General features: G+C 66.1%; 14 protein-coding genes. 10 read left to right on the top strand and 4 right to left on the bottom strand.

Going from position 1 to position 20,542, the window contains the following annotated elements:
* Positions 1-11: 11 nt before the first annotated feature.
* Positions 12-353: a DMT family transporter gene (locus ASG12_RS06185; protein WP_055786428.1), complete on the bottom strand. Its 342-nt coding sequence runs from the start codon at positions 351-353 to the stop codon at positions 12-14.
* Positions 350-2,635: a phosphoribosylformylglycinamidine synthase subunit PurL gene (purL, locus tag ASG12_RS06180; protein WP_055786427.1), complete on the bottom strand. Its 2,286-nt coding sequence runs from the start codon at positions 2,633-2,635 to the stop codon at positions 350-352. Before purL ends, ASG12_RS06185 begins: the two co-directional genes overlap by 4 nt.
* Positions 2,636-2,788: 153 nt before the next feature.
* Between purL and eccA the strand changes: the two genes are divergently transcribed.
* The 5 genes from eccA to ASG12_RS06155 all read left to right on the top strand — a co-directional run bounded on the left by eccA (position 2,789) and on the right by ASG12_RS06155 (position 9,320).
* The gene (gene eccA / locus ASG12_RS06175) at positions 2,789-4,588 is read left to right on the top strand and encodes a type VII secretion AAA-ATPase EccA (protein WP_055787798.1); all 1,800 of its coding nucleotides are present in this window, start codon (positions 2,789-2,791) and stop codon (positions 4,586-4,588) included.
* A gap of 80 nt (positions 4,589-4,668) precedes the next feature.
* Positions 4,669-5,016, top strand: coding sequence for a hypothetical protein (locus ASG12_RS06170; protein WP_055786424.1), 348 nt, complete (start codon positions 4,669-4,671; stop codon positions 5,014-5,016).
* Positions 5,017-5,036: 20 nt separating this feature from the next.
* Positions 5,037-7,379 (top strand): TPR repeat region-containing protein, encoded by a 2,343-nt coding sequence (locus tag ASG12_RS06165; protein ID WP_156377937.1) that lies wholly within the window; start codon positions 5,037-5,039, stop codon positions 7,377-7,379.
* Positions 7,380-8,046: 667 nt separating this feature from the next.
* The gene (locus tag ASG12_RS06160; protein WP_055786418.1) at positions 8,047-8,463 is read left to right on the top strand and encodes a hypothetical protein; all 417 of its coding nucleotides are present in this window, start codon (positions 8,047-8,049) and stop codon (positions 8,461-8,463) included.
* 104 nt (positions 8,464-8,567) lie between these two features.
* Positions 8,568-9,320: an SDR family oxidoreductase gene (locus ASG12_RS06155; protein WP_055786417.1), complete on the top strand. Its 753-nt coding sequence runs from the start codon at positions 8,568-8,570 to the stop codon at positions 9,318-9,320.
* A 28-nt stretch (positions 9,321-9,348) separates the two neighbouring features.
* On the opposite strand, the gene eccCa is transcribed toward ASG12_RS06155, so the two are convergent.
* Entirely contained in the window at positions 9,349-13,359 is a 4,011-nt protein-coding gene (eccCa, locus tag ASG12_RS06150; protein WP_055786415.1) for a type VII secretion protein EccCa, read from the bottom strand.
* Positions 13,360-13,437: 78 nt separating this feature from the next.
* On the opposite strand from eccCa, the gene eccD reads away from it, so the two are divergent.
* The 5 genes from eccD to ASG12_RS21560 all read left to right on the top strand — a co-directional run bounded on the left by eccD (position 13,438) and on the right by ASG12_RS21560 (position 19,885).
* Positions 13,438-15,003: a type VII secretion integral membrane protein EccD gene (gene eccD / locus ASG12_RS06145; RefSeq protein WP_082501675.1), complete on the top strand. Its 1,566-nt coding sequence runs from the start codon at positions 13,438-13,440 to the stop codon at positions 15,001-15,003.
* Positions 15,000-16,469 (top strand): type VII secretion-associated serine protease mycosin, encoded by a 1,470-nt coding sequence (gene mycP / locus ASG12_RS06140; RefSeq protein WP_082501674.1) that lies wholly within the window; start codon positions 15,000-15,002, stop codon positions 16,467-16,469. The genes eccD and mycP overlap by 4 nt, the downstream gene beginning before the upstream one ends.
* Positions 16,469-17,245 (top strand): hypothetical protein, encoded by a 777-nt coding sequence (locus tag ASG12_RS06135; RefSeq protein WP_055786406.1) that lies wholly within the window; start codon positions 16,469-16,471, stop codon positions 17,243-17,245. The genes mycP and ASG12_RS06135 overlap by 1 nt, the downstream gene beginning before the upstream one ends.
* A 40-nt stretch (positions 17,246-17,285) precedes the next feature.
* Complete coding sequence (locus ASG12_RS21565; protein WP_156377936.1) at positions 17,286-18,113, top strand: hypothetical protein; 828 nt, start codon at positions 17,286-17,288, stop codon at positions 18,111-18,113.
* A gap of 149 nt (positions 18,114-18,262) precedes the next feature.
* Positions 18,263-19,885 carry a hypothetical protein gene (locus ASG12_RS21560; RefSeq protein ID WP_156377935.1) on the top strand — a complete coding sequence of 541 codons (1,623 nt, stop codon included), beginning with the start codon at positions 18,263-18,265 and terminating at the stop codon, positions 19,883-19,885.
* 79 nt (positions 19,886-19,964) lie between these two features.
* On the opposite strand, the gene ASG12_RS06120 is transcribed toward ASG12_RS21560, so the two are convergent.
* On the bottom strand, positions 19,965-20,525 hold the full coding sequence (locus tag ASG12_RS06120) for a hypothetical protein (protein ID WP_156377934.1): 561 nt from the start codon (positions 20,523-20,525) through the stop codon (positions 19,965-19,967).
* Between the last annotated feature and the right edge of the window lie 17 nt (positions 20,526-20,542).

Genomic DNA, 20,542 nt, shown 5'->3' with positions numbered 1-20,542 from the left:
CGGGACGAGTTCTACGCGTCGATGTGTGCGGTGCCGAGGTTGACCAGGATCGCGCCCACCACGATGAACGCGATGCCCACCAGCGCGACGAGTCCGAGTCGTTCCCGGAAGAACACGGCACCGGCGATCGCCACGAGTGTCGTTCCGGCGGCCGACCACAGCGCGTACCCGATACCGATGTCGAGACCGCGGTCGATGGCGAGACCGAGGAACACGACACTGCCGATGTAGCCGATCACCACGACCACCGACGGCACCGGACGGGTGAAACCCTCCGCCACCTTCAACGACACCGCGGCCGACACGTCGCACCCGATGGCGCCGCACAGCAGCAGCGCCGCCGCCGGTGTCATCCGAAGAGAGCGGGCAACGTCGCCTCGTGGACCTCACGCAGCTCGGCGAGGGTGACCGAGAAGTGGTCCTGCACCTCGACGGAGTCGCTGCCCTGATCGACCACACCGATACGCGTCCACGGCATCTCGCGCGCGGTGAGCATCGAGCAGAACCGCGTCTCCTCGGTGCGCGGCACGGCGACGAGCACCCGACCGGCCGACTCCGAGAACAGCCACACGAACGGGTCGGCGCCCTCGGGAAGGATGATCCGACAACCGGTTTCACCGGAGAGCGCCGATTCGACGACGGTCTGGATGAGCCCACCCTCGGACAGGTCGTGCGCCGCCGAGATCAACCCGTCGCGCGAGGCCGCGGTGAGGATCGATCCGAGCAGCCGCTCGCGCTCGAGATCGACCTCCGGGGGCACCCCACCGAGGTGGTCGTGGGTGACCTGCGCCCAGATCGATCCGTCGAGTTCGTCTCGCGTGTCACCCATGAGGATCAGCGTCTCGCCGGGTTCGGTGCCGAATCCGGTCGGGATGCGTCGGTGGACGTCGTCGATGACACCGAGCACGCCGACCACGGGGGTCGGGAGGATGGGGGTCGAGCCGGTCTGGTTGTAGAAGCTGACGTTGCCGCCGCACACCGGGATCCCCAGTTGCGCACAGCCGTCGGCCAATCCCTTGACCGCTTCGGAGAACTGCCACATCACCGCGGGGTCCTCGGGCGAACCGAAGTTGAGGCAGTTGGTGACCGCCTTCGGGGTGGCGCCGGTGACGACGACGTTGCGGTAGGCCTCGGCGAGCGCGAGCTGGGCACCCCGGTACGGATCGAGATAGGTGTAGCGACCCGACGCATCGGTGGCGAGAGCGATTCCGCGACCGGTGTTCTCGTCGATCCGGATCACGCCGCCGTCGGCGTTCTCGGCCAACACGGTGTTGCCGCGGACGTAACGGTCGTACTGCTCGGTGATGAACTTGCGGCTGCACAGCGCCGGCGAGGCGAGCATGGTCAGCAGTGTCGAGCGCAGTTCGTCGTCCGACGACGGGCGCGCGAGATCGGAGCTGCGCGAGGCGATCACACCGTCCTGCCACTCCGGACGCTCCACCGGGCGCTGGTAGACCGGGCCCTCGTGGGCGACGGTACGCGGCGGCACGTCGACGACGGTCTCGCCGTGCCAGGTGATCTCGAGGTTGTCGCCATCGGTGACCTCGCCGATCACGGTCGCGAGCACGTCCCACTTCGTGCAGACCGCGAGGAACGCGTCGACGTTCTCCGGCGTGACCACCGCGCACATGCGCTCCTGCGACTCGCTGGAGAGCACCTCGGCCGGGGTCATGCCCTCGGCGCGCATCGGCACCGCGTCGAGCCAGATGCTCATGCCGCCGTCGCCCGCGGACGCCAACTCCGAGGTGGCACAGGACAGTCCGGCACCGCCGAGATCCTGGATGCCCACGACGAGGCCTGCGTGGTAGAGCTCGAGACAGCACTCGATGAGCACCTTCTCGGTGAACGGGTCACCCACCTGCACGGCCGGAAGTTTTTTCCGGTTCGGGCCGGATTCGCCGGTGTCGTCGAAGGTCTCGGACGCGAGTACCGACACTCCTCCTATGCCGTCGAGTCCGGTGCGGGCGCCGAACAGGATGATCTTGTTGCCCGCGCCCGAGGCGAAGGCGAGCTGCAGGTCCTCGACGCGGAGCACGCCGGCGCACAGCGCGTTCACGAGCGGGTTGCCCGCATAGCTGGCGTCGAAGACGGTCTCGCCGCCGACGTTGGGCAGACCGAGGGAGTTGCCGTAGCCACCCACACCGCGCACGACACCGTCTACGACACGACGGGTGTCGGGTGCGTCGGCCGCACCGAAGCGCAGCTGGTCCATCACCGCGATCGGACGCGCACCCATGGCCATGATGTCGCGGACGATGCCGCCGACACCGGTCGCCGCGCCCTGGTAGGGCTCGACGTAGGAGGGGTGGTTGTGCGACTCGACCTTGAACGTGACCGCCCAACCGTCGCCGATGTCGACGACACCGGCGTTCTCGCCGATGCCCGCCAGCATCGACGACCGCATCTCGTCGGTCGTGGTGTCACCGAAGTACTTGAGGTGGACCTTCGACGACTTGTAGCTGCAGTGCTCCGACCACATCACCGAGTACATCGCCAGCTCGGCGTCGGTGGGACGCCGGCCGAGGATCTCGCGGATCCGCGCGTACTCGTCGTCCTTGAGGCCGAGCTCGGCGAAGGGCTGCGGGACGTCGGGGGTGTCGGCGGCGACGGAAACGGTATCTACCTGTGCGCTCACAGCGACATCGTATGTGGTCGGGTCGCCGCGCCGCTTCCTCGCGCCCGAGCGACGTCGCCGTCACCGGCACGGGATAGTCTGGCGGGCGCAATCGTAGGAATGTGCGGGAGCGTTGGTACCGCATCCGCTCCAGACATGCCGGGGGTCGTGGCCGTGGTCGATATCCGTCAGGCGCGTCAACTGTTCGATCTCGGCGTGCTGTCGCTGGGCATCCCGATCGACGGCCAGGAGGCCGTCCGGGATCCGAATCAGGCGAAGCTCGCGTTCCAGCGGGCCACCGAGTACGCGCCGGAGCTGTGCGACGCCTGGCTGGGCCGCCTCGCCTGCGGCGACGACGCCCCCGACGCGATCATGAACCTCTACCGCTCCCGTGGCGCGGCCAACGCCGAGTTGCGGCGCCTCGGTCTGCCGCCGCGGACCCTGGTCGGTCGGTTCGCGACCGGGCTCTACATCGACTACCCCATCACCGACACCGTCGAGATCATCGCCGCCTACGCCGCGTCGCTCATCGGTGGACTCGACTACACCGGCGCCGAGGAGGTCCTCGACGAGATCCCCGCCGGCACTGCTGCCCCCATCGCCGCATACGTGCGCGCGATCATGCACTTCCGCACCCAGCGGTGGCCCGACGTGCTGACGATCCTGTCCGGCTCGGGATCGTGGACCGACGAGTACATGCAGGCGGGCGCGAACGTGATGGCCGGTTCGGCGTGCGCGCAGCTGGGCATGTTCGCCGAGGCGAACCGGCGCCTGTCCGAAGCCGAGACCGGCCCCATCCCGGCGGCGTCGACCGCGGCGATGTTCACCCACGGCCTCGTACTCCGCGAGGAGGGCCAGGAGGAGAAGGCCCGCGCGCTGTTCGAGCAGGTCTACTCCCGCGACCCGAGCTTCACCGCCAACTCCAGCGCACTGGCCGATCCGCGCTATCGCCTCGTGGTCGTCGAACCCGACCGCATCGCCCGCCGCACCGACCGCTGGGATCCGGCGTCGGTTCCCGACGAGACCCCCGGTTCGGTCACGGGTCCGGCGACCGAAGCGCAGACCGATCAGCTCGCCGCGGCCAAGGCCGAACTCGAACGCCAGGTGGGGCTCGCCTCGGTGAAGAGCCAGGTGGCGAAACTGTCGTCGGCGGTCGCGCTGGCGAAGGTGCGCGCCGACAAGGGGCTCGCGAGCCAGTCGCGCAGCCTGCACCTGGCGTTCACCGGCCCTCCCGGTACCGGCAAGACCACGATCGCGCGCATCATCGCCAAGACCTACTGCGGGCTCGGTCTGCTCAAGACCGACTCGATCGTCGAGGCCAGTCGGCGCGACCTCGTCGGCGAGCACCTCGGTTCCACGGCACCCAAGACCTCGGCGGTCATCGACCGCGCGCTCGACGGCGTGCTGTTCATCGACGAGGCCTACACCCTCATCCAGACCGGCCTGTCCGGTGGCGACGCGTTCGGTCGTGAGGCGGTCGACACGCTGCTGGCCCGCATGGAGGACAACCGCGACCGCCTCGTCGTCATCATCGCCGGGTATGACGGCGAGATCGACCGCCTGCTGTCGTCGAACGACGGTCTCGCGTCGCGCTTCGCCCGCCGCATCCGCTTCGACTCCTACCGTCCCGAGGAACTCGCCGAGATCGCCGAGGTCATCGCAGGCGCACGCGACTCGGTGTTGCCCGCGGCGTCGGCGTCGGTGCTGCACCGCGCGTGCATCCCCCTCTACGACACCGTCGTGACCGACCAGAGCGGCCAGCAGGTCCGTCTGATCGACCTCGCCGGCAACGGCCGATTCGTCCGCAACGTCATCGAGAGTGCCGAGGAGGAACGCGAGTTCCGCCTCAGCTCCGGCGACATCGACATCTCCGACCTCGACGCCGACGCGCTCATGCGCATCGAGCCGCAGGACATCCAGACCGCCGTCGACGGCATCATCGCGTCGATGAACCTCGACGCCCGCGTGCGCTGAGATTGGTCCGATCTCGATGGAACCTCGACCCCCGAACGTGCGTCCAAGTACTCAGAACGTTCCGAACCGGGAGGTAGAGCATGGCTGACGGCGACAAGATCGACGTCAACACCGAAGGACTGCACGCGGCATCGAAGAAGATCCTCGAACTCGGTGACAGCACCGACAACGCCGTGGCGGACGGCTCCGGTTTGAGCGGACTCATCACGGGAACCGTCACCGGCGGGAAGCTCACCGGGTTCGCCACCGACGGACCGCTCCGACGTATTCCGGGAGCCACCGCGGATGCCGGACACACACTCGCCGGCCGCTTCTATGTACTCGGCGAGCTGGTCAGCACGGCTGCCGACAAGTACCAGGCCGGCGACACCGCTGCCGCCCGCGCGATCAACACAGCCGGTTATCTGAACGATCCGGGGAGCCGCTGACGATGTTGGGACGTGCCGTCGTGTCAGCGGCCAACTTCGCGTCGATGAGGTCGTCAGCATCAGCACTCGACACCCAGGCGCAGTCGATCGACACGAACGCCGACAACCTCACATCGACCTTCGCCGGAGCTCCGTGGGCCGGTGCAGCGAAGAATTCAGCCGACCACAGAGCGGAGGAGGAACGCCGCGAGCATCGGAAGGTGTCCACCGACTTCCGCGCACTGGCGAAAAGCCTGACCTCCGACGCCGATCGGATGGAGACCTTGGCCAAGGGACTCGTCCGCGACGCAAGGGCGCTCGAAGACAACATGTTCAGCGTCTCCGACGACTGGACAGTTCGGGATCTCTACAACTACGAGCTCGGTTTCCTCGTCGCCGACGCCAACGACGACGCAGCGGCCCGCGCACAGCTCGAAAAGCTGCAGCAGCAACGCGCGCACGAAGCAGCGAACGAGACGCAGCATCTCAGAGGACAAGCCACCGAGCTGACACAGATCGATCAGAAATCGGCCGCCTCGATCAACGCGCACCTCGACACCATCGCCAAACTGACGCCTGCATCCGCCGACCTGTCGAAGACGCGAGCGACGCAGGACATGGCGACACTGTCGGGAAAGAACCTCGACGGGAGCTCGCCATCAGATGCTCAGAAGGAGGCAGCCGCCGAACGACTCCATGCCGCAGCCGATCTGAGCGAAGGCACTCGTGATGCGCTGAGATCGTCAGGAGAGGCGGGTATCTCGCAGCAGAAGTTCGACTACTTGAAAGAGGTTGCGGCGAAACTACCTGACAAGGTCAGCAACTACGACGATGTCGGCGGCGACCTGAGTCCCGAGCAACACAGGGCGGTCCAAGGCGACGTCGCGGACACCATGCGGATCCTCGGGAACCCGTCTGTGAGCACGCTGAACGGCGATCGCGGCGGGATGGACAAACTGCCACCGAACGTCCGCACCCTGCTGACCGAGAGCCCGACCGGAACCCGATCAGTGTCCCGGCACCCGGCCGACGCCAAGAACCCCAACACCACAGAATCTGTTGCCACAGTGGAACTGAAGCGATTCGACGACTGGCGCGGCCTGACCAACACGCTCGGTGCAGGCGATCAGGATCTCAGGTTGGGCTCGGATGTCGATCGCGGATTGTTGAAGCAGGGATCCGAGATCGCGGGTCAGGTGACTCCGTCGACCGCCGCGCAGGAGTACACCGCCGACTCTCGCATCCCGAACCAGGACATCGAAGTCCGCAAGACGCTCGACGCGATGCTGAACAACGCCTCGGGCGACCACCAGGCCGTTCACGATTTCGTGACCGGCAACGACATGAAGGCGACGATCAGCGGCGGCGGCGAGTACAACCCGACCGACCACCTGCGGGGAATCGTCGAACACCAGTGGCGACCGGATGAATTGGGTGCCCGTAACACCTTCGATTGGCTCAAGGACCCCGCGTTGATCACCGATCAGGGGCATCAGGGAGTACTCACCGGAGAGACCGCGACGGGTCTCGCGAGGTACCTCTCCTCGAACGCCGACAGTCTCAACCACCTCGAGGTCCACGGTGGCGGCGAGTACACCTCGATGGGCGCGGTGAACCCCCAACTCACGCAGAGCCTCGCCAACGATCTCGTCCCCCACCTGGGAGGCCTCGCCGGGATGCCGGACTCTCCGCTCTCCAATCACTTCGTCTCGGGATTCGAGCAACGCGAACAACTATCGGACATGATCGGCGTCTTCGCCGGCGATCCGGGAGCAGCACAGACCATTCATCACGGGACGCAGGACTGGATCAGGGTGGCCGCGTTCGAGGCGGGCCAGCACCCCGAGATGGATACCGGGTTTGCGTCGGGCGCCGGTTCGCTCCAGCAAGCCCTCAAAGATGGCCTCGCCGACCAGTACGAAGCAATCCAACAGAACAGCGACTACGGAAAAGCGATCCACGATAATCAGTGGGGAGCAATGTACGACACTGCAAGCGGGGCAGCGTCCCTCATCCCCGGAGTCGGCCCGCTGGTGGGTGTCATCTCGCCCGAGGCGAAACTTGCATTGCAGGGTGACCCTGACATTCCCGGTGCGGGTGCGCCTACACAGGATCTTCGCGACCTGGCACAGCTACAAAGTCGGTCAGGCGTCAACTCGCTCCCGCCGCAGATCGCTTGGACTGACGGCTACTTGCAACAGCATCCCGAAGCTGCGCCGCAATTCGAGAACTTCATGACAGACGGCCATCTGGATTGGATTAAAGTCCACAACGACCCAAAGGTCTTCACCGATCTGTTCGCGCAGATGCCGGAGTCGGACAAGTGGAAGACCTACTACGACGGCGGCCTACAAGCCGATGACTTGAACCCTAAACCTCGTTAGGTCAGAACTTGAGAATATCCAGAGTAGGTCTGCTCTATTGCTCATTCCTGTCTGCCTTCACCCTCACGACCGCGTGCGGTGACAGCACCAGCCCAGTCCCACCGATAAGCCCGAGTGAGACCGTCGTCAACGGGCCCGACACCACAAGCAATTTCTGGTTACCTTCAAGTGCGGAATCGCTCCTGTCAGCGGAAGGCACCTTCGTCCGCGCGGCCATGGAGTCGTACGCCGGAGTCGTCTACGCCTCGGACGGTCAATTCGCTTACCCAGGGTTCGTTGCCAATTCCGACATCAAATATGTCAACAGCATTCCGGCGGCGCCCCCTGACCAGATACGGCCAAAGATGACTGCGGCATACTCGATCATGTCGGTGGAAACCCTCGGCCCAAGTATTCGAGGAGCGAAGATTTGCTCGGCTGCGCAACAGAAGGACGAGGGAATGCGGCCTTCTGAGATCGAGCAAGGCGTGTTGGAACTTCGATACCTGACGAGGGGCCCGGATCCGATAGCCGTGCAGTCGGGCCCCGCAAGCCGACCATCTATCGACGTATTCGGCGGTTGGCGCCTCCAGTCATATTCTCGACTGAAGTCCGACGCATCACCGGAAAGTCGCCAGTGCGCGGCGAAGGGGCTCGACCGGTATCTCGGGAGGCCATCAAGCCCGGGTTGGCCCGCCTCCTCGGCAACGCCGTCGCTGTCGACAGAAGCGCGTTGAGTCGGCCGGCGTCGAGTCGCCTGGTCCGACTGAGCGATCTTCCGGCCGGTGTCTCCGACGCTCTGCAGCGGCCCGCGCAACCGGGCGAGGTCGAGGCACTGAAAGCTCAGATCGCCGCGCGACGTGGCGAACAATCCCCGCCCCCAGGGGCGACAGAGTCGGAAGAAGTTCCTGCCCACCTGCGGCATTCGATCCTCACGCCCGCCGAGCGGCAGCAGGAGATCGACGACAGCAGTCGGTATCAGACTCTCGACGAGCAGATCGACGAGTGGCTTGACGAGTACGGCGGCACCATCCCGCAGGACGTTCTGACGGACATGGTTCGGCGGCATCGGGCAGACCTCGCAGCACGCATGACATCAGGCTGACCAACGTTCCCTGCCGAGCCACGGAGCATGTGCGCAAGGAATGATTCCCCTCGCCCGACTGTCGTTACTGAGCGACACATCCGATCGATGGGAGGACGACGCGCATGACCAAGGAACGACTCAGCGGAACACTTGCGGTGATCACCGGGGCATCGAGTGGGATCGGCGCCGCGACCGCGAGGGCACTCGCATCCGAAGGTGCGACGGTCGTGGTCCTCGCACGGCGTCTCGACCGCCTCACCGAGCTCGTCGCCGAGATCGAGAGCACCGGCGGTACGGCTCGAGCCCGCGAGGTCGACGTGACTGACGCTGACGCCGTGTCCCGGGTCATCGCGTCCATCGGTGAGGAATTCGGGCGCATCGACATCCTCGTCAACAACGCTGGGTTCCTGTCCAATCGCCCGGCAGTCGAGGCCAGTCTGGCCGACTGGCACCAGATGGTCGACGTGAACATCAACGGCGTCCTGAACACCACCCATGCCGCCCTGCCTCTGGTCACCGCCGCGGTCGGCGGGGCACGCGACATCGCCGATATCGTCACGATCAGCTCCGTCGCAGGGCGCCGTGTCCCACGGCCGGAGAGCAACGTCTACTCCGCGACGAAACATGCCGTCACCGCATTCTCCGAGGCAATTCGTCGCGAACTCGCCGAGAAGCGGGTCCGAGTGGGCGTCGTCGAACCCGGCGTCGTCCGTAGCGAGATGACCACCGGCGACAGCGTCGGCGCGCCCGACGCGACGCAGGGCGCACCCCTTCTCGCCGAGGACATCGCCGACGCGATCGTCTACATCGTCACGCGACCCGCGCACGCGGCGGTCAACGAGATCCTCATCCGCCCCAGCGAACAGACTCTCTGACCGGCTCCACCAGCGCGGCGGCCACGCATCAGTCGAGCGGTGCCGACCAGGCGACCTGGATGAGTCGGTCGCCGCCGCGGCTCACCATCACGCCACGCCCCGGCGGACGCGGCGCACTCCTCACGGTGCCCAGCAGCACGCCTTCGTCCTTGGACGCGCTCATCGCGAGGCCGTCCACCGACAGGTCCTTGAGTCGGCTGATGATGGGGTCGTACATCGACCGTGATGCGCCACCGCTACGGCGAGTCAGGATGAGGTGCACACCGATGTCGCGCCCCTGGGCGAGGAGGTCGACCAGCGGCGCCAGCGGATTGCCCGAGGCGACGGCGACCATGTCGTAGTCGTCGACCACGACATAGATCTCCGGGCCCTGCCACCACGAGCGGTCACGCAATTGCGCGGGCGTCACGTCGGGGCCAGGGATACGTCCCTGCAGCAATTCCGCGAGTTGCAGCAGGTACGGCTCGGCCTGCGCGGCAGTACTCGCATACCCGGCGAGGTGATTGCCCTCCACCTCACCGAGAAGGGAACGCCGGTAGTCGATCAGCAGGATCTTCGTCTGCGCCGGCGCGCCGTTGGCCACCAGTCCGCGAAGGATTGTTCGCAACAGTGTCGTCTTGCCGCTCTCGACGTCGGCGAACGCCAGGAAGTGCGGCTGCTGCGCGAAATCGATGGTCACCGGGGCCAACTCGGCCTCGTCGATACCGATCGTCACCCGCATCGGCGACCGCGGGGCGATCGCTTCGGCGCCGGCGACGATATCCTCGCGTGCCACCCGTTCGGGCAACATGCGGACACCCGGAGCCGAGCGACCCGGGTAGAACTCGGCGATCTGCATCACCGCGGTCGCCACCCCCGTCGACAGATCCTCGACCGACGACGATCCGTCGAGGCGTGGCAGGCCGAGCAGCATGTGCAGCTTGTCGGGACTCAGACCACGGCCGGGACGGCCGACCGGGACCGTCGCCGCCACCTTGCGGTCGACCTCGGAATCCGATGAATCGCCGAGGCGGAGCTCGATCCGGGTACCGAGAAGGTCCTTCACGACCGGCCGGATCTCCATCCATCGCGAAGCGGTGATGATGAGGTGGACACCGAACGAGAGGCCCTGTGCGGCAATCGCACTGAAAGCGTCCTCGATGATCTCGAACTCCGACCGAATGGTCGCCCAACCGTCGACCACGAGGAAGACGTCACCGAACTTGTCTGCGGAGAGGCGCTCATCCTCGGCGGCACGGCGGCGACGGAACTCCTGCATGGAATCGATACCGAGATCCCGGAACCGCGCCTCACGCTGACGCAGGACCGACATCACCTCTGCGACCGTGCGACGGACTCTGTCTTCGTCCAGTCGGGTTGCCACTGAGCCGACGTGTGGGAGTCCGGCCAAACCGGCGAGCGTTCCACCGCCGAAATCGAGGCAGTAGAACTGGACCTGCTCGGGCGTGTGGGTCACGGCCGCGGCCATGATCAGGCTGCGGAGCGCCGTCGACTTGCCGGATTGGGGTCCGCCGACGATCGCGGCATGGCCCTGCGCGCCGGACAGATCGAGTTCGAGGACGTCGCGGCGTTGATCGTAAGGACGGTCGACGATCGCCACCGGGAACCGCAACGACGGTGCGCCGGCGGACGGCGCGGCGCGCCAGTCACGCACGCGGAGAAGGTTCGACACCGGCGGCGAATCCTCGAGGGGCGGCAACCACACCTCGTGCGCCGAGCGGCCGTGCCCGACGAGGCGCGACACCGCCATGTCCAGTTCACTGACGGTCTTGCCATCCTGAAGGATCGGACCGTCGTCGTCGGCCATGACCTCCTCGATGACCGTCGGCTCGGGCATCACCACCTCGGGCACGTACGTCGCGGAGAAGACCCGGATCGGCACGCGAGGCCCTGAACGTGCACCACCGTCGCCGCCGCGGATGACCGCACGGCTCGGTAGGTACGGCCCGGAGACGTACGACGCGTTGAACCGTGTGGGTTCCTGCGAGTCGCACTTGAGGTACGCCGAGCCCGGCTGCGCCGGAAGGTGATAGGCGTCGGGGACACCGAGCACGGCTCGGGATTCGCTCGCCGAGAACGTCTTCAAACCGATGCGGTAGGACAGGTGCGAATCGAGCCCGCGGAGCTTGCCTTCCTCGAGTCGCTGAGAGGCGAGCAGCAGATGCATCTGCAAGGAGCGCCCCAGCCGGCCGATCATGACGAAGAGTTCGGCGAAATCGGGTTTCTGCGACAGCAACTCGGAGAACTCGTCGACCACGATGAACAACGCGGGCAACGGATCGAGGCCGGCGCCGTTGAGGCGGGCCTTCTCGTAATCGGCGACGTTGGCGAAGTTGCCCGCCGAACGGAGCAACTCCTGCCGCCTGTTCATCTCACCGGCCAGAGCGTCGCGCATGCGGTCCACCATCGCCAGCTCGTCTTCGAGGTTGGTGATGACCGCGGCCACATGGGGCAGCTCGTCGAGTCCGAGGAATGTGGCGCCGCCCTTGAAGTCGACGAGGATCAGGTTCAACGATTCGGGCGCGTGCGTGGTGACCATCGACAGCACCAACGTCCGCAGGAACTCCGACTTGCCCGAACCGGTCGCGCCGATGCACAGCCCGTGCGGCCCCATCCCGTTCTCCGCCGCCTCTTTGATGTCGATCTCGAGCGGTTGGCCGTCCTCGGTCACGCCCACCGGGACACGGAGGCGATCGCGCGGACTGCGCGGACGCCACACCCGGTCGGGCTCGATGGCCGCGGCGTCGGTGACGCCGATCAGCCGCATCAGGCCAGGATCGCGAGGGCCCGTGTCGGCATCGAGATTCATCAGTTGAGCCGCGGTGGCCAATGAGTAGCGCGCCATACGGCGGGCCACCGACTCTGCGGTGGCGACCGGCATCTGATCGGGCGCGGCGAAGGTCTCCACACCGAAGGCCGAGCGCGCCCCGAGCGAGGGGCCCTCGAGCACGAGCTGCGTTCCGCGGCGCGCGGCGAGCGTCAGCGGCGTCTCGCTCAGCCCGATGACGCTGACCGAATCGAGTCCACCGTCGTTGATACAGCGCTCATCCCCGGCGACGAACCCTCCGGCGAGCACCACCACCCACTGCACGCGACCAGCGACGGCAGTTGCGTTGCGCGAGAAGCGTGGTCGTTCGTTGAGTTCGGGGTCGTTGTCCTGCTCGAACTCTTTCAACGATTGATAGAGCATCCGGGCCGGGCCGGCACCGTCGCGACGTGTGGGGTGACCGACATGCGGCAGCCACTTCGCCCACGACCACTCTGCGGTGTCGGGGTCACGGCACACGATCGCGACACGGACCAGGTCAGGGCCGTGAAAGGTGCACAGCTGCAGCAGCATCGATCGGGCCAGCGCATTCACCTCGGCGGTGGCGCCTTCGATGCTGATCGCCGGGAACGCCCGCAGCGACACCGCAGTGGGCAGACCTCGCACGACGGCGTGCATCCGGATGAACCGGCGCAGCGCCATCACCGACACCGGCTCGAGATCCTCGAGCGGGCCCGTCTCGGGACGCGCGAGTCTGGTGGCCAGACGCTGCGCCCCGACGCCGAGACGTACGTGCGCGAAATCGGCGTCGTCGAGCCGTCGTTCCCACATCCGTCGTGATCCGACCGCGGGGAGTAGCGATCCCGGCGAGGGGTGTGACCACGACAACGCCTTGAGCTGGTCGTTCGCGGTGTCGTCGACGTCTTTGCGCAGCCGGCCCAGGTAACGCAGATAGTCCTTGCGTTCTTCGTTGAGTTCAGCCGCCTTCGGCCCGCCACTGCGGCCGCCCGAAGCGAACATGCCGACCATCGACATCACCATCATCATCGGGAACAACAGCGTCACGGGATTGCGCAGCGCGGACGAGCCGGCGGTGAAGAACAACGCCATCATCCCGACCATCGCGACGACCATCACCAGTGGGAGCAAACGGGTGAGGATGCTGCCGGGCACGTTGCGGGGGACCTCGGGTGGCGGCTGCACCGCCATCTCGCCGCCGGGCAGACGGGGACGAGGGGGCCGTGGTCGGCGAACAAAGCCCTCAGTCGTCATCTGACCTCCCCGGTGCTGCGGATCGTTGCGTCGGCTATCGTACGTTTCGCACAGGTGACAGGGAGGCACTGGATACAGATGACGACACATCCGCCTGGATCCACCTCGCCGCCCCCGGGCGCGATGGCCGGCCCCGGCTCGTACGCGCCGTCGGTGTCGATGAGTTCGTCGGCCGCGGGACCGTCATCGTCGAGTCCGTCGCCGCGTGTCGATCCCGAGCTCTGCCGTGTTTCGGTGTTGTCGGGTCGAACTCAGGTCGATGTCGCGCTTCCCGCCGACGTGCCCGTCGCCGCCCTGATCCCCGAACTCGCGGCTCTGCTGTTGCGCAATCAGTTCGGCGAGCCCGAACGTGTGCCCGATGACCTGTCCGCGCACTGGACCCTGGGCAAGGTCGGCCAGAAAGTGCTCACCGAGACCCGGTCGCTGGTCGAGTCGGGAATCGTCGACGGCGACCTGCTGGTCCTGCGGTCCGAGGCGACCACCGAACTCCCCACCGTCTACGACGACGTCATCGACGCCGTCGCCGGAATCACCCGTCGCGAGTTCCAGTCGTGGTCGCCAGTCGCCGCTCGCTGGGTCGGCGTGATCGCGTTCCTGGCCACCGTCGTCGCCTCGACGACCCTGGCCCTCATCGCGTCGTGGTCCGAGCAACGCCTCGATATCGCCGCGGTCGCGTTCGCAGCCTTCGTGGTGTTCGCCGTCGCATCGGTGACCTCGCAGAACGGCGACGGTGCTCGAGTCGTCGGCGCTGTCCTCACGGTGTCGATGTGTCTCACCGTCTTCGTCGGCTGCTTCGCCAGCCTCTCGACATCTGATCACGCGGCCAATGTTCTTCTCGGAGCCGGCGTCTCGGTGTTGGTCGCCGTGGTGGCGCTACGCCTGTCCGCCGGCGAGCCCTTCACCCACCTCGCCACGATCACCGTGTCGGCGCTGCTGGCGCTGGGCGCACTCGGACAGGTTCTGTTCACCGCACCGGTCCCGCACACCGCGGCCGTGCTCGGTGTCATCGCGCTGCTCGTTGCGTTGATAGCGCCGCGGTTGACGATCCTCTTGGTGCGCCTGCCCATCCCGACCGTCCCGTCGGCGGGCGCCTCGCTCGACGACATCGACCCACCCAGCCAGCAGAACGTGAACGCAGGCGTCGCGGCCATCGGAGCGGTGGCACTGCCCGAGACCGCCGCTCTGGAACTGCGCGCCAAGGCAGCGAACGCCCACATGTCGGGCCTCATGCTCGGCGCTGCGGCCGTCGCGGGCGTCTGTGCCGTCATCGTCTCCGTACCGATGCCGGACTTCGACTGGAAAGCCGCGCTGCTCGGTGTCCTCATCGCATCGGCGATCGTGCTGCGTGGTCGGTCGCACACCGACCTCGTGCAGGCCGCCGGGATGATCGGCATCGGCACCGCCGCGCTGCTGGGTGTCGTCGGCTCGCAGGTGTTCGCGGGCGGCATGTGGGTCGTGCTGGGTGTCGGGGTGTCGTTGCTGCTGGCGGCCGCAGCCTTCGGGTTCGGCGTTCTCACCCCGTCGATGGAGTTCTCGCCTGTACTGCGACGCATCGGCGAGATCATCGAGTACCTGATCATCACCGCCACCGTGCCGATCGCGGCCTGGGTGGTGGGTCTGTACTCACTCGCGCGCGGGTTATGACGCACCGTTCGACACGTGCTCTGCGACGCCGCGGTTCCCTTGGCCGCGTCGCGCTCGCGGCCGCAGTGGCGTTCGTCGCGCCATGTGCGGTCGAGGTGCCCGCGTATGCGCTGACCCCGCCGGTCGTGTCGGGTCCGGTGCCGTCGGAGAACCCGGTGGGTCCGACTGTTCCCACCAAACAGACGGTGGCGACCTGCGTTGAGACGGTGGCATCCAGGGCCGATTACATCTCGCCTCCGGCGGCCTTCAACCTCCTGGGCGTCGAGAAGGCGTGGGAGTTCTCCAAGGGTGCAGGCCAGCGCGTGGCGGTGATCGACACCGGTGTCTTCCGGCACCCGCGACTGGCGGTCACCGGCGGTGGCGATTACGTCTCCAACAGCGACGGCACACGAGATTGCGATGGTCACGGCACCCAGGTGGCGGGCCTCATCGCGGCCAAGCAGTCGAGCTCCGACGGTTTCGCCGGTGTGGCGCCCGATGCGTCGATCATCGCGATACGGCAGACCTCGGCGGCCTATGCACCGGCCGATTCACAGAGCAAGCCCGACGGGACACCGCTGACGTCTGATGGCTACGGCGACGTGAACACCCTCGCCAAAGCGGTTGTGCGCGCGGTGAATCTGCGTGCGACGGTCATCAACATCTCCGAGGGTGCGTGCAACACGGCCGGCACCGATCTCCGCGACCGAACTCTCGGCGCGGCGGTGAAGTACGCCTACGACCGCAACGTGGTGGTGGTCGCCGCAGCCGACAACGTGGACCAGGGCAAAGAGGGCTGCGGCGCACAGAATCCCGCTGCGCTCGGTGGCCGCGACGCCGACCCCTGGGCGAGCGTGGTGACGAAATCGTCACCGGCGTACTTCACGCCCTACGTCGTCAGTGTGGGTGCAGTCGAGGACGATGGCCGACCGTCGGCGTTTTCGCTCGCCGGGCCGTGGGTGACCGTCGCGGCACCCGGGTCGAACCTCGCATCACTGAACATCGCAGCGAACCCACCCATCATCGACGGCGTGAAGGCGCAGAACGGCACCTCCCCCATCACCGGGACGAGTTTCGCCGCGCCGTTCGTGTCGGGTCTGGCGGCGTTGATCCGGGCCCGCTTCCCGCAGTTGACTGCGGCACAGGTCATCAACCGCATCACACGCACCGCGCACCATCCCGCCGACGGTCGAGACGGCGCGGTCGGTTACGGACTGATCGATCCCGTTGCCGCACTGACCACCACGACCCCCGACGTCCTCGCATCGGGTGCCACACCTGCCGATCCGGGAACCGGCGACACCCGCAACGTGTACGTCGCTGCACCGGTCGCACCACCGGCCACCCCACCGGCGCCCAACCCCGTGCCGAAAAACGTCGCCATCGGCGTCAGCGTCGGAGCGATCGCCCTCGCTGCCATCGGCTGGATGCTGATCCGCCGACGCAACGGCGACCGCAACCAACTCCGCGAGGGCATCGACTACTGATGGCCTCCGACGCCTGGACCATGAGCACCCACGAGTTCCGGTTGCTGTGGGAGTCGATCGACACCTCTCCGTACCCGACCGAGTTCGCTTACACGGGAACCGAGGACATCGACCCGGCAGCGCCACCTGCGGGATCGGGATTGCACGAGTTGACGTCCACACAGCGCGAGGCGATGACCGTACTGTGCGCTCCTAAAACCACAATCGCTGTCTCGGGCATCGACGCTCGACGACCGTTCACCGAGACCGGCCACCATCTCCGCATCGTGTCGGCAACCGGCCGCGGCGACCACGTCTTCGTCGCCCGGCAGCGCCTGGCCGGATCGGTCAGCGTAGGCGGCGCGGTGTCGATCACCCGACATTCGCTGAACACGTGGACCCGTGACGTCGTTGCGATGCTGCCCAAACCGACCGGACGCGGCTCCCTTTCCACCGACACCGCGGTCGCCTTCGATTGGTCACCCCCCGGCGAGATCGCTTCGATCGCCAGTGTGGTGGCACCGCAACCCCCGACCGCAGCATCGGCGTTCGCAGCCTCGACGGTCGCAACGTGTGGGTCGATCCGTGTGCAGGCAGGGACCATCACCGATCCTGTTCGGCCCTCGGTCATGGAATGCCGGTACCGCGACATCCCCGATGATGGTCGGTACCTGCTCATCATCGACACCCCCGGCGCCGCGCTACCCGTCGACGTCGAGGCGTTCGCAAAATCACTCAACCGCGTGGTCAACACCCTGCGTGGCAGACACTCCACACGCCTGGCCGAAGCCCGATGACAGAATCTCGACCGCATCGTCGTCGTCGTACACTTGTTATGTGGATCGGCAGTGGAATCACGAAGCCACTCTCGTTACCTTTGATCAAGACCAATTGCTTGGCCGCGAAGTTGCAACCCACCCCGATCACCGACGAAATGACGAGGCGCCACCTGTGAACCGACGTCCCACCCAGACCATCGCCGGCCTGGCGCTGATACTGGCCGTCGCATGCGGATGCTCGAGCACCAGCACCGGTCAACCCGCCGCCGCGTCCAGCTCGTCCGCATCGTCGGGGCCGTCGACGTCTGCGTCTGTATCGGTACCAGCGGACGTACCGAAAGATTCCGTCCTCGACCTCAACTCGACCAAAGACATGACCGGCATCGAAACGACCGTTCCCGCCAACCAGAGCCCGTACACCGACCATCTGCCAGACATCTGCACGCTTATCACCCCCGCTGCAATGCAGAAACTAGGCATGGAGACTAAAACGCGCGGATTCAACGGCGCGAGACTGTTGACACAAGCGTGCATCACGAAGTCCACGGAGAATGGCGACTTGGTCCGAGCCGTCTCTGTCGACTTCTATATTAACAATATTAAAGAATTGACAAATCCGGCCACCGTAATCGCGCAAGGTCCGCCTGTCGCGATTGATTCTAAAATCAGAGCACGTATTGTTAAACTTGCTGCGACTGGCCAAGATGATCCGACCTATAAATACACCTGCCTCGCAGCTTGGGGTACGTTCTTCGGCTCTATCGGCATCAACTATCGGGTTGCCGAAAATTCCGGGAGCGATCCGTGCAAGGATGCGGTGGCCGCAGCTCGGATCATAGCGCCCCTGATGCCGAAGAGTCCGTCGCAAATGCGAGTGACGCGATGAGTGACGAAGACTTCACTTTTAAACCGAGCACTGCGTCCGCTATATCTTCAGGTACACAGGGGTTTGTCTCTGGGATTCAAAACCTTTCATTTCTAATCTCAGCACTAAGGCTGGCGGGGGGATGCGGAACGTTTCGATCTGGGTCCGAGGTGCAGACGGCACTGACGGATCTCGGTGTCGCCGCGAACCAGATGGCAACCCGCCTCGAAGCCGCGCTCCACGAGTACAATCAAGCTGTCATCAGTGCTGGCAATCTCATCTCGGAACAAGAAGCGGCGAATACGGCTGCGATCGGCAAAGCTGGCGAGGGTGATTCCAGCGGATTGCCCGATTGGCTGGCCGGCGCGGGGAACATGCTCAGCGGCAACACAGCTCGGGTTCCCATTCCCAATGGTCCGAACGTAAATGACATCATCACATCGGGCATGACTTCTGGTCTTCCGCCGGTACCGGGCGGGAACCCTACAGCCGTAGGCACATTCCCGTGTGCCGCAGGCCCCGAGCCGAGCGCAGGCCTGACGCTCGACGCGTGCCGCGACCATCTGTCGTCTGCCGATCAGACAATTCTGCAAACCCTCTCCGATCAGTGGAAAGAACTGTCATCGGGGCTCGAGAATTCGGTCACGGTCTTCCACCGAATTGTGCAGTCGAACATGCAGAACGGAGGCTGGACGGGCTCCTCGGGCCCTGCCGTGGGCGCTGCGGCACACCGGTTGGTGACGACCAGTGCAGAGATCTCCGCTCAGGCCGCGATGAACGCGGGCGCGATTCTCGCGTGGGGCGGTGGGCTCGGCGCAACGAAGTCAGGCATCGACGGCTTGAGTTCGACCCGCAGCACGGCAATGGCAACCGCACCATTGGAATCCAAGGCCGCCGTACAAAACAGCTACGACAGCCTCGCACGCATGCAGATGGATGCCACCTACAACCCCGCGGTCACCGCGATCGCTCATGGCCTGTCGAACCTGTCGGATCCCGGCAGCCCCACTTCCGGCGTACCGATAACTCTCTTCCAGACCCTCAACAGCACCGGATCGACCGGTTCGAGCTCAGTAGGTACCGGAGGGACGACCGGCAGCGGATCCAGTGGACCAAGCGGTGGAGCAGGCGGCGGGGGCGGCGGTTCCACCTCGGCCGGCAAAGCCACCACCGACGCCGCCCAAGGCCTCACCCGACAAGGCACCGGTGATCCCGTGGCCGCGGCGACCAAAAACGCTGCCGGACAGGCGGGGCAGAACAATCCCGCATCCGCGGCACAGTCAGCGATGTCGAAAGCCGGCGACGCCACCAAGAGCCTGGGCAGCAAATCTGGTGGCGCTTCTCCGCTCACCCGGTCTGCGGGCCTCGGTGGCCTGTCCGACGCCGAACGCTCCGCTGCCGGTAAAGCCGCAGCCCTCGCCAAAGGCGGCGGTGGCGCAGGTGGCGGCGCAGGCGGTGGAGGCGGCGGGAAGATCGGCGGCATCGGCGGTGCCGGGGCCGCAGCGCCCGAAGGATCACTCTCCGCCCGCAGCACCGGCTCAGCGCTGACCGCCGCCGAACGCGCACTCGCCGGACAACAAGGCGCCACCGCCGCACGACCCGCCGGAGGCATGTCCCCCGGCATGGGCGCCCGCGGCGCCGGCAGCAAAGGTGAGGACGACAAAGAACACAAAGCCGCCCGCTACCTCGTCACCACCGAAAACGGCGAAGAAATCGCCGGCGACCTCCCCGACACCGCACCCCCCGTCCTCGGCGGACTCAACCTCGACACCACCGACGACACCACACGCTGACTGCTCAGTGGGAGGCGACAACCACGTCGTACGCCCCGACGACCCTTCGAGTTGCACTGCGAAGACGTGCGACATCGTCCTACTCGTTCGACCGCAGTACCGCAGGGACCTGAATGTTCTTGTCCGCTAGTTTCCCGTCGAAGCACGCTGATCCAGCAACCAGAGCCGGGGGATATCCGTCGGGCCTCCCGACGATGGCGTGGATGCTGTAACCATCTGGGGCCGTGGCGAAGCGGTTGGGTTCCGGGAAGCCGTCACGCTCGTCAACGGACCATCCCAGCGACTTCCAGATCGTGCCGAGCTTCTCGACGAGCCCCTCGACCGGAATGCCGTCCGGGACCTTCATGTCGCGGTAGCTGCTGTATCTCACAGGGGAGAGATGGTCGTTTGTTGCGTTGTCATCGCAGTCGACGGTGTTGCCTGTGCTGCTGTAACGCGAGCCGTCAAACGCATAGCCGGGCGGCAACTTGTCGAGTGTCTCGCGATACATCTCAACGACGGTGTCCTGCACCTGCTGTTGACTCGTCGGCGTGAACGTCGGATCTCCTCCGGATGCGGGGACACCTGTGCTGCAGGCCGCGAGAGATGCGCTGATCACCGCAACGAACACGAGACGCAAAGTCTCTGAGCGATCGATCATGGCTGATGACTCCAGCC

Origin of the sequence: Williamsia sp. Leaf354, from assembly GCF_001424365.1 — a bacterium.
GTDB lineage: Bacteria > Actinomycetota > Actinomycetes > Mycobacteriales > Mycobacteriaceae > Williamsia_A.
This window is presented reverse-complemented; position numbering and strand designations above follow the sequence as displayed.

Bases quoted from the DNA above. Each gene is read 5' to 3' on its own strand.
- ASG12_RS06135 (WP_055786406.1), top strand. From the start codon at position 16,469: ATGGCCTCCGACGCCTGGACCATGAGCACCCACGAGTTCCGGTTGCTG.
- ASG12_RS06155 (WP_055786417.1), top strand. From the start codon at position 8,568: ATGACCAAGGAACGACTCAGCGGAACACTTGCGGTGATCACCGGGGCA.
- ASG12_RS06185 (WP_055786428.1), bottom strand. From the start codon at position 353: ATGACACCGGCGGCGGCGCTGCTGCTGTGCGGCGCCATCGGGTGCGAC.
- mycP (WP_082501674.1), top strand. From the start codon at position 15,000: ATGACGCACCGTTCGACACGTGCTCTGCGACGCCGCGGTTCCCTTGGC.
- ASG12_RS06170 (WP_055786424.1), top strand. From the start codon at position 4,669: ATGGCTGACGGCGACAAGATCGACGTCAACACCGAAGGACTGCACGCG.
- eccCa (WP_055786415.1), bottom strand. From the start codon at position 13,359: ATGACGACTGAGGGCTTTGTTCGCCGACCACGGCCCCCTCGTCCCCGT.
- eccD (WP_082501675.1), top strand. From the start codon at position 13,438: ATGACGACACATCCGCCTGGATCCACCTCGCCGCCCCCGGGCGCGATG.
- ASG12_RS06120 (WP_156377934.1), bottom strand. From the start codon at position 20,525: ATGATCGATCGCTCAGAGACTTTGCGTCTCGTGTTCGTTGCGGTGATC.